We start from the raw sequence: 15261 nt of genomic DNA, 5'->3' as shown, positions 1-15261 counted from the left end.
TTCGCAAGAGATGCGATGGATGTCTGGTGATTTGTAGTCATAAATTTTAGTCCCCACTTGTTTTTAAGTGGGGACTAAATTAAGGCTTATAGGATGAATTCATAAGGTGTGTTCAGCGGACGCTTACGAATTAATGACGCTTCGCCAACAAGCTATTCGACAGACGATTTAACCATTGTGGGCTAATACTCGAAAGTTGCATTAGGGTTTTGGCTTTTAAACCGACCGCACGATGCGTATTGGTCAGAATCGAATCTTTAACCGTCGCTTGTTGATACACCACCTGGGCGACATCTTCTGTCGATAAATGCACGCCCATGTTTTGAATGGTGGCTGCATCCATATCTTTCACCATTGCAGTTTGTACAAATAGCGGCATGACATCTAAGACCCGAATGCCGTATTTTTGCCACTCTATATCTAAACCTTCCGTAATGCCACGTACTGCAAATTTGGAAGCAGAATAAGAAATTAAATCGGCTTGTCCATAAATCGCAGATGCCGAAGACAGGTTAATCACCCGTGCAAAACTTGCTTGTTTTAAATAAGGCAAAGCCGCATGACAACCGTTTAATACACCATTCACATTCACTGCCATAGTCCGATGATGCGCTTCTATGGGTGTGTCTTCAAATGCGCCTGAGTAGAGAATTCCTGCATTATTCACCAAAATATTCAATTCACCTGCCCATTGGCAAAAATCGGATAACGCAGCTTGCCAACTGGCATAGTCTGCTACATCAAGCAAACCTGCATGTGCACGCTCACCCAATTGTTCTGCTAATTGCTGTGCTTGTGCGAGATGAATATCATAAATACCGACACGGTAACCTTGTTGATAAAACAATTGTGCGATTGCGGCACCAATGCCTTGTGCAGCGCCACTAATCAAGATACTGTGCATTTGAACTTGCTCCCTGATGTTATTTTTGTTGTGCATATCGTCCTTGCCATCTGAGCATAACAAAAAAATGGTGCATTCGTGCAATAAATTGAAATAAGGAACAACCCATGCAGCAATTGCTTTCAATCATGCAACAGTTACGTCAACAATGCCCGTGGGATCAAAAACAAACCCCAGAAAGTTTGACTAAATACGCGATTGAAGAAGCTTATGAAGTTGAAGCGGCAGTGCGTTCAGGCAAGGTAGATGATGTACGTGATGAGCTGGGTGATTTGTTGTTGCAAGTGGTGTTTCAGGCACAAATGTATAGCGAGCAAGGTGCATTTGATTTTCAAGATGTGGTACAAGCCATTTGCGATAAATTAATTCGTCGGCATCCACATGTGTTTCAGGCAGAACAGTTTGCGCAGCTTAGCGCAGAAGATGTCGCTGCCTTATGGAAAACCATCAAACAACAAGAAAAACAGGGTAAAGCAAAGTCACGTTTAGATGAGGTGAAACATGCACCCGCTTTGGTGCAGGCACAGCAAATTCAGCAGCATGCGGCACAATTGGGCTTTGACTTTCATACCGTGCAAGATGCGTATGGCAAGTTAGAAGAAGAATTGCAAGAATTACAACAGGCGATTCAACAGCAACAATCCGATGAAATACAGGATGAGTTAGGGGATTGTTTGTTTTCTTTAATCAATGTTGGGCGTAAACTTGGCGTGTCCAGTGAGTTGGCATTATTGGGCACAATTCATAAATTTAGAACACGCTTTGCTTACATTGAAGATCAGGCCGAATTACAACAAAAAACAATAGAAGATATGACTTTAGAAGAAATGGATCAACTTTGGGAGCAGGCAAAACAACAATTAAAATGACAGGTTTTGTGGCAACATGAATATATCGCAGCAATTAAAAGTTTCTTTTCGCTTTTTTTCTTTCGGATGGCAGTACTGGCTTGCATTGCTGTTATGCAGTATCAGTGTATGGACTACAGCACAAAATGTGCAATCTAAGCCTGCGCAGGTGGGTGGGCACAGCTATGATCAAAACTATTTAAAATGGAAAGCGCAGCAAGCCGCGCAAGATCAGCGTTTAAGTGCGGCTCAAACCACATCATCAAGCGCAGAACATTATTTAGCACGTCCTACTCAGCAAAGTGCGCATACAAATCAAGTGCGTTTAAATAGCGCTTCACTAGAACAATTGCAGCAATTGTCTGGGGTGGGCATGAAAAAAGCACAAGCGATTGTGGAATATCGAAAACAAAATGGAAAATTCCAAAGTATTGAAGAACTTCAGCAAGTCAAAGGGATTGGGTCTGCCTTATTTGCCAAGAATAAACACAAGTTGGCATTGTAGCTGCAAGCAGAATTTTAGCACTGCACATTGCAAAATTAGCATGTGAATCAAATTGCCCTTTGATTGTGTTAGAGATATGATTAGCGACATCTTATCTGTTTTACGTTCAGACGTAGGAGACAGCGTCTTTTGCAAACTTTGCGCGCGTCAAAATGTGGTTTATCTACCGCTCAATTACCTTCTTCCATTTTAGATGTTCTAGATGCTTTAACCAAAGCAGGCTATGAAGCCTATATCGTCGGTGGTGGAGTTCGTGACTTAATGTTAGGGCTAAATCCGAAGGATTTTGATGCCGTAACCAATGCCACACCCTCACAAGTGAAAGAAGTTTTCGGACGACGTTGCCGAATTATTGGACGACGTTTTGAGCTGGCGCATGTCTATGCAGGGCGTGAACTAATTGAAGTGGCCACTTTCCGTGCGCCACCGAAAAAAGCTGTGACTTCTGCGGCGGGGATGATTCTGCGCGATAATAACTGGGGCACAATCGAGCAAGATTTTGCCCGTCGTGACTTTTCAATCAATGCGTTGTATTACCAGCCACGCAAAGGCATCGTGTTAGATTTTTGCAATGCCGTAGATGATATAAAGCACAGAAACTTGCGTTTATTGGGCGAACCAACTTTACGTTTTGAAGAAGACCCAGTGCGTATGCTGCGTACTTTGCGTTTTGCTGCCAAATTAAATTTCAATATTGATCCAAAAATTCTTAAAATTTTTACGCCTGAAATGACGCAGTTATTGCGTGATGTATCGCCACACCGTTTATATGATGAGTCGCAAAAACTCTTTACGATGGGGCATTTAAATAAAGTGCTGCCGATGTTGATTGAGTTTGGTATTTGGCGTCAGTTATTTGCCGACATCAAGCCAGACATCAACTCATTTATTGAACGTGCAGCAAAAAATACCGATCAACGGATTGCGATTGGTAAAACCATCAACCCTGCATTTTTCTATGCGGTGCTGTTGTGGCAACCGTTTTTAGAGCGTTGTGACTTTTATCTTTCTAAAGGTGTGGTGGCAGCCGAAGCGCGAGCCCAAGCAGGTTTAGATGTACTGAAACGTCAGGCGACACGTACCATTATTCCTCGTTTTGCTGAAACTTTTATTCGTGAAGTTTGGGAAATGCAAACCCGTTTATTGCAACCGAAACCACAGCAAATTGAAGCATTGTCTGGGCATGCGCGTTTCCGTGCAGGTTTTGACTTTTTATTACTGCGTGAAAAAGCAGGCGATAGCTCGACTTTAGGAATGGGTCAGTGGTGGGATGCCTACCAGCTTATGAGCACCGATGAAAAAGAACGTGCGATTGCCCAATATAACCGATTACGTGCCAAGAGCCGCCGTAAAACAGCGCAAGAACCTGTTGATGTGGCACCAGCAACACATGCTGCCGATATGCAGATTGAACCCTTGGTGAATGAGCCTGAGCCTCGTAGTCGACGTGCGCGTAAAGCCAAACAGTATGAAGAAAATCGGGCGCAATTGACTGCTACAGCAAACGGTTCAGGTATTGGTGCAGATCATCCGATTTTAAAACGTAAACGTGTGCAACGTGATTTAAGCCAAGTGATTTTTGGGCCAACACAATGAGCAACATCACCTATATTGGTTTAGGCAGTAATTTGGGCGATTCGCGTCAAATTTTGACTGAAGCGGTGCAAAAACTGGCAACTTTGGGGCAAGTGCAGACTTCTAAACTGTATCAAAGCCCACCAATGGGGCCACAAGATCAGCCTAATTATTTGAATGCTGTGGTACGTTTAGATACCGAACTTGAAGCCTTGGCATTGTTAGATGAATTACAGCATTTTGAACAAGAGTCGGGTCGGGTGCGTTTACGTCATTGGGGTGAGCGTACGCTAGATTTAGACTTGTTGATTTATGCTGATGCCAACATTCAAAATGAACGTCTGACTGTACCGCATGTGGGGGTGTTAGATCGTGATTTTGTCGTCATCCCGTTGTTAGATTTGGATGCTAACTTAAGCGTTAAGGGACAATTATTAAAACACTCGCCATTGCTTGAACATCCGAGCTTAACTGTTGTAGATGCCAGCAATTGGGCAGGGCTATAAAGTTTTAAATTAAGCATGCGTGATGCTTTTTCCATAGAGGAATATTTTCATGATTAGTTTAAGTGACCTAAGAAAATTTAAAGCGGAAGGTCGAAAATTCTCCTGCCTGACTTGCTATGATGCAAGCATGGCGAAAGCAATGGAAATTGCTGAAATTGATACGATTTTAATTGGCGATTCTTTGGGGATGTCCATTCAGGGGCGTGACTCAACCTTGCCTGTCAGCGTGGCGGATATGGCTTATCATACTGCGGCGGTGCGTCGTGGTAATCAACATGCTTTTATTTTGACTGACTTGCCATTTATGAGTTATGCCACCTTAAATGATGCATTGCAAAGCTCGAAAGAGGTGATGCAAGCGGGTGCACAAATGGTCAAAATGGAAGGTGGTGCATGGCTCAGCGAAACCGTTGCAACACTGACCCGTAATGGTATTCCTGTCTGTGTACATTTAGGTTTAACGCCACAATCGGTGCATGTATTTGGCGGTTATAAATTACAGGCACGTACCCGCGAAGCTGCAGATAAACTGATTGCTGACTGTAAAGCTGTGGTAGAAGCAGGCGCGGCGATTCTGTTACTAGAATGTGTGCCAGCACAGCTAGGTCAAGAAATTTCTGCCTTGTTCCCTGAAATTCCAGTGATTGGGATTGGTGCAGGTGCAGACACTGACGGTCAGGTACTAGTGGTGCAAGACATGCTGGGGCTGACTTTTGGTCGTGTCGCAAAATTTGTACGTAACTTTATGAAAGAACAAGCGGGTGAAACTGCCATTTTGGATGCGTTTAAAGCCTATCATGCTGCAGTTCAAGATGGTTCTTTCCCAGCACGTGAACAAACTTTCCAAGTCGAGTTGTAATATGAAAACTGAAACCACAATTCAAGGCTTAGCGGCTTCATTACAGCCTGCACGCGCTGCGCGTAAAACCATTGGTTTTGTTCCGACCATGGGCAATTTGCACGAAGGGCATTTGACCTTGGTGCGCGAAGCGAAAAAAATATGTGATGTGGTGGTGGTCAGTATTTTTGTCAATCCAATTCAATTTGGCCCTAATGAAGACTTTGACAGTTATCCGCGAACTTTAGACCAAGACAGCCAATTGTTGGCAGAGGTCGGTTGCGACATTATTTTTGCGCCTTCAGTTGAGCAAATGTATGGTAACAAACCACGTTTGACCAATATTTCAGTGAGTGAGATTACGGCAGACTTGTGTGGCTTGCAGCGTCTTGGACACTTTGATGGTGTTGCGGTGGTCGTGACCAAATTATTCAATATGGTACAGCCAAACTATGCTTTCTTTGGTGAAAAAGACTATCAACAACTGGCAGTCATTCGTCAGTTTGTACGTGACTTGAATATTCCGCTAGAAGTGATTGGTGTGCCAATTGTACGTGCAGCAGATGGTTTGGCACTTAGTTCACGCAATGGGTATTTGAGCGCTGAACAGCGTCAAATTGCACCGACAATCTATCAAAGTTTAAAGGCTGCTGCACAAGCATTACAGCAAGGTGAAACTTTGTCACAAGTGTTAGCGAATATTAAAGCAACATTGACAGCAGCAGGCTTTGTTGTGGACTATGTAGAGGCGCGTACAACAGAATTGCAGAAAATTGAAGCATTTAGTGAAGATCTGGTGTTGTTCGTTGCAGCAAAATTGGGCAATACACGTTTAATTGATAATTTGCAGGTCAAACATTCTGCATAGCTGGCAATAGAAGGGTTGCATGCCATGAAACGTATTTTGATCGTGACAGGTCAATCGGGTTCAGGAAAATCTTCGGCATTACAAGTGTTGGAAGATTTGGGTTATTATTGTATTGATAATTTACCTTTGGCATTGCTCCCCGAAATTGTGGATAAACTGGATCAGGAAAATAACTTGGAGCAGTTGGCATTGGGGGTAGATGTACGCAGCACCCGTGCCGACTTGCAAGAGTTTGATTTGGTATTTGAGCAACTGCAAAAGCATGGTTCAGTCGATATTATTTATCTGACCACGCAAGATCAGGAATTGATTGCCCGTTTTAGCGCATCACGCCGTCCGCATCCACTCTCTAGCCGTTTTAAAAGCTTGAATGAATGTATTCAAGAAGAAAAAAACTTGTTGATGCCGATTCAGTTCCGCTCTACGGTTCATATTGATACCACTGACAAAAGTGTGCATGATCTAAAACACGTATTGTTGTCTAAGCTTGGACAAACCGACAATCTTATTGTAATTTTACAATCCTTTGGCTATAAGCACGGAATTCCTTTAGATGCCGATTATGTGTTTGATGTGCGCCATTTGCCTAATCCACATTGGGATTTGGAGCTCAGGAAATATTCAGGCTTAGATGCCCCTGTGCAGGAATTTTTGCAACAAAGTTCACAAACGCATGAAATGTTTCACGACATTCAGCAGTTTTTAGAAAAATGGTTGCCAGCCTTTGCCGAAGGGCATCGACACTACATTACCATTTCAATTGGCTGTACGGGTGGGCAACACCGTTCTGTCTATATCGTTGATAGACTAAAAAAAGCACTTGAGGCAAAATGGTCTATTCAAGTCTTACACCGAGAAATGAAGCACTGGTCATGATTGACACAACTGTTGACGTAATTAATAAACTAGGTTTACATGCACGGGCATCTGGGAAACTGATTGAAGTGACCACCAAATTCCGTTCGTCAATCCAAATTGGTAAAGGCGACAAATTGGTTGATGCCAAAAATATTATGTCCTTGCTCATGTTAGGTGCAGGCAAGGGAACTACTTTACGCTTGGTGATTGATGGTGCAGATGAAGAAAAAGCTTTATCTGATATTCAAGCACTGTTTGCAGCAAAATTTTACGAGGCAGATTAATCGTGGCACGTCGACCGCAACGTTTTACCGAAGATGACTTTGAATCTTTAGAAGGGCGTGCAAGTAAAACCGAACAGAAAAAAGCCGTACAACGTATGGCCGCGCTTGGCGAACAATTGGCGCAGTTAAGTACTAAACAAATTCAAAAACTTCCAGTAGAAGAGCGTTTAATTGATGCTTTACTGGAATTGCAAAGTATTACTTCACATGAAGCACGTCGTCGTCAGTGTCAGCGTATTGGTAAATTGTTGCGTAATGAAGATGAAAGCGTAATTTTGTCTTATTTGACGCCGCAGCAAGGTGCGAAAAAAACCGCACAGTTACAGCGTTGGGTAGAGCGAATTATTAAAGACGGCGACCCTGTGATTAATGATTTTAGTAAAACCTATAAAGCAGCTGAGCGTCATACGCTGCGTCAGCATGTGTTGCGTATCCACCGTGATATGAAACAGGAAGTGTCTGCGGAAGAACTTGAAGCATCTAAGCTCAAGTTGTTTAACTATGTGCAGCAAGTGGCTTTGCTGTCAGAAAACTAAGCTATCAGAGAACCAAGTGATCAAACGCGAGCTTGTCTGATTGCAATAAAAAACGACTCATAACGAGTCGTTTTTTATTGTCTTTTATGTGTAAGGATTTTCAAATTTTAGCCGAACTCACCGACTGAACGCTCTTTGGCCCATTCACGCAGTACAAATTTTTGTAATTTACCTGTCGATGTTTTTGGAATTTCAGTAATCACCACATCCTTTGGTACTTTAAAACGCGCCAAATGTTGACTGCAATAGGCAATAATTTCTTCAGGGCTGACCTGCTTGCCTTCTTTCAGTTCAATATAGGCACACGGGACTTCCTGCCAACGTGGATCTGGTTTTGCCACCACTGCGGCTGTCAAAACCGCAGGATGTTGATACAGCACCTCCTCCACTTCGAGTGACGAAATATTTTCACCCCCTGAAATAATCACATCTTTAGAACGGTCAGTAATTTTGGCGTAGCCATCGGGTTGGCAGACGGCTAAATCACCTGTATGAAACCAACCGCCTGCAAATGCTTCTGCGGTAGCTTTTGGGTTTTTCAAATAGCCTTTCATCACGATATTGCCACGGAACATAATTTCGCCCATGGTTTTGCCGTCTTTTGGTACAGGTTGCATGGTTTCTGGGTCTAAAACTTTCATGCCATCTTGCAGCGGATAAGGCACGCCTTGACGCGAATGTAATTGTGCTTGTTCTTGAATGGATAGGTCGCTCCAGCCTGCTTGAGAAGCACACAGCGCAGATGGGCCATAGGTTTCAGTTAAGCCATAAACGTGAGTTACGTTAATGCCAATATTGCGCATACCTTCAATAATTGCTGCTGGCGGTGCAGCACCCGCAACCATCACTTCAACACGGTGATCAAACTGGGTCTTTTTCTCCTCAGGGGTGTTGATGAGCATCGACAAGACAATTGGCGCACCGCAGAAATAATCGACTTTGTGCTCTGCAATTAATTTAAAAATCAGTTCAGGGTCGACTTTACGTAAGCAGATATTGGTGCCACCGTTGGCTGCCATCGTCCATGCAAAGCACCAGCCATTACAGTGGAATAGGGGCAGTGTCCATAGGTAGGTTGCACGTGGGGTCATCCCGCAGGCAATAATATTACTGGCTGCATTAATGTAGGCACCGCGATGATGATAGACCACGCCTTTCGGGTTGCCTGTCGTGCCAGACGTATAGTTCAGGCTAATTGCATCCCATTCATCTTGTGGTAAATGCCATTCAAAATTTGGGTCACCTGCAGCCAGCCAAGTTTCGTATTCAATCTGTCCGATGCTAAGGGCATTGGCAGCATGCTCATATTCTGCATCGTTGACATCAATCACGTAAATTTCATGATTGACCATCGCTAAGGCTTCTTGTGCCAAAGCCGCAAATTCAGGGTCAACCAAAAGCACTTTGGATTCTGCATGATCGAGCATAAACGCCAGTGTTTTGGCATCTAAACGAGTGTTTAGTGTGTTCAGCACTGCACCCGCCATTGGCACAGCAAAGTGTGCTTCTAGCATGGCAGGAACATTCGGAAGCAGCACCGAAACAGTGTCATTTTTGCTGATGCCTAAATTTTGAAGTTGATGTGCAAATTGGCAGCAGCGCAAATAAGTTTCGCGCCAGGTAATTTGACGTGAACCGTGAATAATCGCGTTTTGGTGCGGGTAAATATAAGCTGCCCGTTCTAAGTAACGTAACGGGGACAAGGCGACAAAGTTCGCAGGGGTACGCGGTAATTCATCGTATGCGCTGACCATTGTTATTCTCCATAATATGTGTCGTTATTTTATCCAACTTAAAAAGATAGGGATTTTATGGCAGCTTTGCAGTTATGCTTTAGTCGAAAATCTGTTGTTTTTGTTTTGAATCGCTTGTAAGTACATTTAAAAAATAGTTTAAGTAAAATTTAGCAGCTATTTTTTATTCAATAAAAATAGTAGCTTATTGGAAAATATTAACTTATTCTGTCATTTGGCTTTTATAGAGTGATGGGCTGAGACCTGTCCAACGCTTAAATGCACGTCGAAATTCGCGTAATTCACTAAAGCCAAGTTGTTGGCTAATTTCAGTCATGCTCAAAGGCTGTTGTAGCAGTTGTTTGGCTTTATTTTCCAAAACGTGTTGGCGCAGGTTTTGGAAGTTGCAGCCTTCGGCAAGTAATTGTCTGCGTAAATGTCTTTCGCTCATTTGAAAATGTTGTGCCGCTTGGTGCATATCAAAGTGCTGAGGTAAATGCTGTTCGATTAGATAACTCAACACGTGTGCATATTGCTGTTGATTAATCGCCTGCATATCCTGATACGCTTGTTGGCAGACACGCAGGGCGGTGCTGTAATTGGCGGCACTAGAGGTTTTAATTTGGCGTCCTAAAATCTCTGGTCGGAACACCAAAGCATTCATGTATGATGAAAAGTGCAGAGGACATTGATAATGCACCTGATAAGCCTCTAAATAGTCGGGTTGGGCAAAACTAAAATGCACTTCGACCAAATCTTGATGATTGCCAAGCATGACGTCTAAGCAGCTAACAATACTAGAGAGGACTTCATCGCAAAAAAAGCGCAGTAAGTTCCCCGTGGGATAACGCTCTTTCATCACCAGTGTAGGAGAGGTCGAGGAAAAATCGTACTCCAAATCCATCACACTGCCTGAAATGGGATGGTACTGCAGTCCTGTCTGTAAGGCTTCTACAACATTTTGACTGGACACCATGGCAAAACCGAGCATGCCCATGGAAATCAGCCCCTTGTCACGTCCAATTTCTAAGCCTAAATGTGCACATTGAGTGTCTTGCAGGGCGCGTGTCACCACTTTGCAAATATCTTGAAATGAAACAAAACCATTGCTTTGGACGATTTGATCAAGATCTTGAGAAATTCCCTGAAACCATGGTTGATAGGGGATCTGTTGTTCTTTGGCGTAATGAATCAGACCTGACAATAAGGCAGGCGGCACGTGCTGCAGCAAGTAGTTTGAAGTTGCTGACATAAGTCCGATTATCCCCCCATGCCATTGTCGCTTTGACCCTTATTTGCCGTGATGCAATTTTGTTTAATGGCGTTGATCAGCGTCATGACTGATTGTATAGATGAAAAGGAATACGATTGCAATGTATTTGGTGGGTTGGGATAAACAGGAAATTCATATTCAGCCAAAAGGGCTTGCCATGTTTGGTTATGGCAACTGGAAACATCGTGCCTATGAACAATGAACAGCTTTATTTGCCCGCAGTATTTGTATTCAAACCTTAGACAATGACTTATTAATTTTTTGCTGTCTGGATATGGGGTGTGTGACCTATGCCATGCGTCATTTAGCGATACAGCGTTTACAGCGTAAGCTGGGGGAGCGTTTTCAGCCGCAGCGTTTGGTATTGATGGCAACGCATACTCATTCTGCACCTGGCGGTTGTGCACATGAAGCGTTGTACAATATGCCCACACCTGGTTTTGTGCCTGAACATTTAAATGCAGTGGTCGATGCGATTGTGGGCAGTGTGCTCAAAGCTTTGGCGACCCAGAAAAAACCGATATTTATATGAGCAATGGTCGTTTTGCAGAAGAAACGCCAGTGGCATGGAATCGCTCTTTAACAGCGTATAACCGTAATCCTGATGTATCTCGTAGAACGCTGGAACAGGCACATTTGGCCTTAGATCGTGATATGCAATTGCTTGGTTTTTATCGCGAAGGTAATTTACAGGCAGTTTTTTCTTTATTTGGGGGGCATGCTACCTGTTTAAGCAGTCGTTTAAGCGCTCATGATGGTGATAACAAAGGTTATGCCGCACTTTGTACCGAGCGTGCACTGCAACAACGTGGGGTCAAAAATCCTGTAGCAATTTTTGCCCAAGCCGCAGCGGGTGATGTTTCTCCACATTATCATGGCCCTGAGCAGTCACAGGTACGTGCTGCAATGCGCGATGAAAAAGAATACGAATATACACAGCAAAATGGTCGCTATCAAAGTGAATTGGCACTGAAAGCTTTGGCACATAGAGGTACGCCGTTAATGGGAGCTTTAGATGCTGTGTGCCATTATGTCGATTTAAGCAATATTGAAATTCCAGTTGAATTTGCGATGGGGCAAACAGATGCAAAAACCAGTGCAGCCTGTCATGGTGCAGCATTTTTTGCAGGAACACCTGTAGATGGTGCAGGTGTGGCACAACCGATTTTTAAAGGTATGCAATGGTTAGCGCAGCGAGTGAAAAAGAAAAAGTTGAGTAATCCTCAAGCCGCAGATTATAGCTATTATCAACAGCTATATGCCTCACAAGGCCCCAAAGATATTGTGCTGGAATGTGGTTCTAAAACCATTTTTGGCAAGCCACTGAATCATTATCCTAAATTTTTAGACAAACTGATTGCAGAAATGAACAAGCAGGCCAGTGTAGGCGCAATTGATCATAGCTTGTTGGTACCGAATGTAGTGCCATTACAATTAATTAAAATTGGCGGCTTAACCTTGCTGTGCTGTCCTGGGGAAATTACTACTGTTGCAGCTAAGCGGCTCAAAGTAACCGTACAACAAGAATTGGAATCGACTCAAAAAGTATGGTTGGCTTCATATTGCAATGATTATATGGGCTATGTGACCACCTTCGAGGAATATCAACAACAAGCCTATGAAGGTGGTCACACTTTATATGGACAGTGGACTTTGGCAGCGTTGCAAACTAAATTTCAATATTTCGCAGAGCAATTGAATTTGCCTATTCCACAACGCGATACAGCATCGTTATTACCGCCCGCTGTACCTTTGGATGAATTAGAAAAAAGAACATATCGTGACAGTTTGAAAGCTAATGCGCTAAATGAATTGTAGTTTTTTTATACATTGTTCCATGTGAAACATATTCTAAATCATGTACTAGTCAGGAGGTTAATCTAAATCAATATGGATAGAGAGGTCATTTATCTCATCCATGTGTCTCTATTTTTTTAATGCGGTACTTTAAAAAGTAACGCAAAACAAACTGCAATAAAAATAAATGCCACGCAGAAAAAGGAAGGATTATGAAACAGCGTTGGAGTAACTGGTCTGGAAAGCAAACAGCCTATCCAGACTTTTTACAGCCGAAAAATGTAGATGAACTGAAAAAAATTGTGCGAAAGCACGACAAAATTAGAATGGTCGGAGCAGGGCATTCCTTTAGTCCCTTAGCCACAACCGATGATGTGATGGTGAATTTAGATCATATTCAGGGGGTGCATCAATTTAATGCACAAAAGCAGCAATGCACCTTACATGCAGGGACTCGGCTGTACAAACTGGGTGAATGTCTAGCTCCGATTCATCAGGCGCTGCAAAATCAGGGCGATATTGATCATCAGAGTTTGGCAGGTGTGGTTGCAACAGGAACACATGGCACAGGTGTGGATTTACCTTGTCTATCGGCTTTGGTGACTGATTTTGAACTGCTCACAGCAGAGGGTGAGGTGTTGCAATGTTCACCTGAACACAATGCTGAAATTTTTCAGGCAGGTCGGGTCGCGCTGGGCAGTTTTGGGGTGATGACCAAAATCACTTTACAAAACCGTTCGCGCTATAAACTCAAAGAGCAGCTACGTTTATGTGCCTTGAGTGATATTTATCAATATATAGACCGTTGGAAGCATCAACATCGCCATATTGAGTTTTGGGCATTTTTACACAGTGATCAGGTGATTTTAAAAACCTTAGATGAGAGCCGAGGATTGACGGATCCTCGTCCGCAACATTGGTTATCAGAAGACCGTTTATTAAATTTTTGTTCGGAAATAACCCGTGTTTTTCCACAGTTAAATCCGTATTTACAATCTTTGTTGGGCGTGTTTATCAAACCGAGTACTCATGTCGATTGGTCGAGTCAAATTTTCCCAACGCCACGCAATACCAAATTTAACGAAATGGAATACCAATTGCCTGCCGAGCAAGGTTTGGCGTGTTTAGAAGAATTATTGGCGGTTTTGAAACAACAGCGTGTCGCCATGTTTTTCCCAATCGAGTTTCGCTATGTCAAAGGCGATGATATTTGGCTGAGTCCTTTTTATGGACGGGATTCGGTGTCTATTTCAATCCACCAATTTTATAAACAAGATTGCCAACATATTTTTAAATGGGTCGAACCGATTTTACAAAAATATCAGGGACGTCCACATTGGGGCAAATTGCACAGTATGCAAGCGGATCAATTACGTGAGTTATATCCAAAATGGGATGATTTTATGCAACTTCGTGAGCAGCTTGATCCACAGCAAAAATGGATTAATCCATATTTAAGACAAATTTTCACGATTCCAAGTTTGAGTGCAGCGTGATGTTCAATAAACAACTCAAGCAATCGCAAAATAAGAGCATTCAATTAGGGAGCGTGACATGAAAAGTGATTATTTTCAGCAACTCACCCACAGTTTGCAGCAACAGGGTACAGGAACACCGCAACTGATTGTGGATATGGCACGTTTTCAGCATAACTTGGATTATGTTGCAGCCCATTTGCCTGCACGGTTGCAACCACGACTGGTGGTGAAATCGCTAGCGTGTTTGGAGATATTGCAACACGCAAGCCAAAGTCTGAATACGCAGCGTTTTATGTTGTTTCATCTGCCACATTTGTATGAAGTGATGCAGCACTTTCCACAAGCAGATGTACTGTTTGGCAAGCCAATGCCAATACGTGCGGTAGATGCTTTTTATCAGCAGGTGATGGCGTCTGCTGAGAATATCCAATTGCATTTACAATGGTTGGTTGATCAACCTGCACGTTTACAACAGTATTTACATTTGGCACAACAACGCCAGCTTTTTTTGAATATTAATCTTGAAATTGATATCGGTTTGCATCGTGGTGGGGCGCAAGATCATGCTGGATTTATGCAAATGCTGGAATTGATTCAGCAGCATCCACAACATTTAAAACTGTCAGGTTTGATGGGGTACGATGCGCATGTGGTGAAATTACCAAATGTATTTCATGCACAAGCCAAAGCCTATCAACACTCACAGCAGCAATATAGAAATTATAAACAACTGATTCAGCATCATTTTCCAAAGTTGTGGCAGGATGACTTGTGTTTTAACGGTGGTGGTAGCCTGACATTTATGCAGCATTGTCAGCACAGTGAATGTAATGATCTGGCTTTTGGTTCGATGTTGCTTAAACCCAGTGATTTTGATTTAAAAATCTTGTCAGATTTGCAATCGGCTTTGTGGATTGCAACACCTGTTTTAAAGGTATTGGCTGCGGTACAAGTGCCAGGCTTAGATCGTTTGCAGTCCTATTTGCCACAATCCAATCAAGCCGTTTTTGTTTATGGTGGCTATTGGATGGCAGATTATGTTTATCCTGAGAGCAGTCATCCACATGCTTTATACGGACGCAGTAGCAATCAAGAGTTGATTCAAGTACCCAAACAGCATCGCATCCAAATAGATGATTATGTATTTTTACGCCCGCAACAGAGTGAGGCGGTGTTGCCACAGTTTGAAGCGGTGTATGCCTATCAACATGGACAATTCACGCCGTGGGCAACCTTTAGGGAATAAAACAGCTGAAAT

The 15261-nt window shown here is 43.0% G+C and carries 14 protein-coding genes and 1 pseudogene; 12 read left to right on the top strand and 3 right to left on the bottom strand.

Annotated elements, in window-relative coordinates; translation table 11 throughout:
- Positions 1 to 130 precede the first annotated feature (130 nt).
- A complete protein-coding gene (locus tag AC07E5_RS00975; protein ID WP_104853255.1) occupies positions 131 to 904 on the bottom strand; it encodes an SDR family oxidoreductase in 774 nt (257 codons plus the stop codon).
- Between the two features lie 107 nt (positions 905 to 1011).
- Here AC07E5_RS00975 and mazG point away from each other — a divergent pair, with 107 nt between their 5' ends.
- The 9 genes from mazG (at position 1012) to yjgA (ending at position 7722) form a co-directional block, all read left to right on the top strand.
- Complete coding sequence (gene mazG, locus AC07E5_RS00970) at positions 1012 to 1773, top strand: nucleoside triphosphate pyrophosphohydrolase (RefSeq protein WP_179988666.1); 762 nt, start codon at positions 1012 to 1014, stop codon at positions 1771 to 1773.
- A gap of 16 nt (positions 1774 to 1789) precedes the next feature.
- Positions 1790 to 2257: a ComEA family DNA-binding protein gene (locus AC07E5_RS00965; protein ID WP_096901517.1), complete on the top strand. Its 468-nt coding sequence runs from the start codon at positions 1790 to 1792 to the stop codon at positions 2255 to 2257.
- A 129-nt stretch (positions 2258 to 2386) separates the two neighbouring features.
- On the top strand, positions 2387 to 3853 hold the full coding sequence (gene pcnB, locus AC07E5_RS00960; RefSeq protein WP_179995002.1) for a polynucleotide adenylyltransferase PcnB: 1467 nt from the start codon (positions 2387 to 2389) through the stop codon (positions 3851 to 3853).
- Positions 3850 to 4338: a 2-amino-4-hydroxy-6-hydroxymethyldihydropteridine diphosphokinase gene (gene folK, locus AC07E5_RS00955; RefSeq protein WP_498624470.1), complete on the top strand. Its 489-nt coding sequence runs from the start codon at positions 3850 to 3852 to the stop codon at positions 4336 to 4338. Before pcnB ends, folK begins: the two co-directional genes overlap by 4 nt.
- Positions 4339 to 4387: 49 nt before the next feature.
- Positions 4388 to 5197, top strand: coding sequence for a 3-methyl-2-oxobutanoate hydroxymethyltransferase (gene panB, locus AC07E5_RS00950; protein ID WP_004975120.1), 810 nt, complete (start codon positions 4388 to 4390; stop codon positions 5195 to 5197).
- Between the two features lies 1 nt (position 5198).
- Complete coding sequence (panC, locus tag AC07E5_RS00945) at positions 5199 to 6044, top strand: pantoate--beta-alanine ligase (protein ID WP_131260754.1); 846 nt, start codon at positions 5199 to 5201, stop codon at positions 6042 to 6044.
- A 24-nt stretch (positions 6045 to 6068) separates the two neighbouring features.
- The gene (gene rapZ, locus AC07E5_RS00940) at positions 6069 to 6920 is read left to right on the top strand and encodes an RNase adapter RapZ (protein WP_154320378.1); all 852 of its coding nucleotides are present in this window, start codon (positions 6069 to 6071) and stop codon (positions 6918 to 6920) included.
- Positions 6917 to 7186 (top strand): HPr family phosphocarrier protein, encoded by a 270-nt coding sequence (locus AC07E5_RS00935; RefSeq protein ID WP_026438354.1) that lies wholly within the window; start codon positions 6917 to 6919, stop codon positions 7184 to 7186. Before rapZ ends, AC07E5_RS00935 begins: the two co-directional genes overlap by 4 nt.
- A gap of 2 nt (positions 7187 to 7188) precedes the next feature.
- On the top strand, positions 7189 to 7722 hold the full coding sequence (gene yjgA, locus AC07E5_RS00930; protein WP_167846246.1) for a ribosome biogenesis factor YjgA: 534 nt from the start codon (positions 7189 to 7191) through the stop codon (positions 7720 to 7722).
- A gap of 107 nt (positions 7723 to 7829) precedes the next feature.
- Here yjgA and AC07E5_RS00925 read toward each other — a convergent pair whose 3' ends face one another.
- Positions 7830 to 9476, bottom strand: a complete 1647-nt coding sequence (locus AC07E5_RS00925; RefSeq protein ID WP_498624469.1) for an acyl-CoA synthetase — start codon at positions 9474 to 9476, stop codon at positions 7830 to 7832.
- Positions 9477 to 9678: 202 nt separating this feature from the next.
- Positions 9679 to 10707, bottom strand: a complete 1029-nt coding sequence (locus AC07E5_RS00920; RefSeq protein ID WP_498624468.1) for an AraC family transcriptional regulator — start codon at positions 10705 to 10707, stop codon at positions 9679 to 9681.
- A gap of 121 nt (positions 10708 to 10828) precedes the next feature.
- On the opposite strand from AC07E5_RS00920, the pseudogene AC07E5_RS00915 reads away from it, so the two are divergent.
- From AC07E5_RS00915 to AC07E5_RS00905, 3 genes and pseudogenes are all read left to right on the top strand, one after another.
- Positions 10829 to 12546 (top strand): annotated as a pseudogene (locus AC07E5_RS00915) (neutral/alkaline non-lysosomal ceramidase N-terminal domain-containing protein).
- A gap of 191 nt (positions 12547 to 12737) precedes the next feature.
- Positions 12738 to 14021 (top strand): D-arabinono-1,4-lactone oxidase, encoded by a 1284-nt coding sequence (locus AC07E5_RS00910; protein WP_131260750.1) that lies wholly within the window; start codon positions 12738 to 12740, stop codon positions 14019 to 14021.
- Positions 14022 to 14079: 58 nt separating this feature from the next.
- Positions 14080 to 15249 (top strand): alanine racemase, encoded by a 1170-nt coding sequence (locus AC07E5_RS00905; protein WP_131260749.1) that lies wholly within the window; start codon positions 14080 to 14082, stop codon positions 15247 to 15249.
- Positions 15250 to 15261: the final 12 nt, after the last annotated feature.

This window comes from Acinetobacter seohaensis (assembly GCF_056431365.1).
The sequence above is the reverse complement of the archived record's forward strand: the minus strand, read 5'-3'. Positions and strand labels throughout refer to the sequence as shown.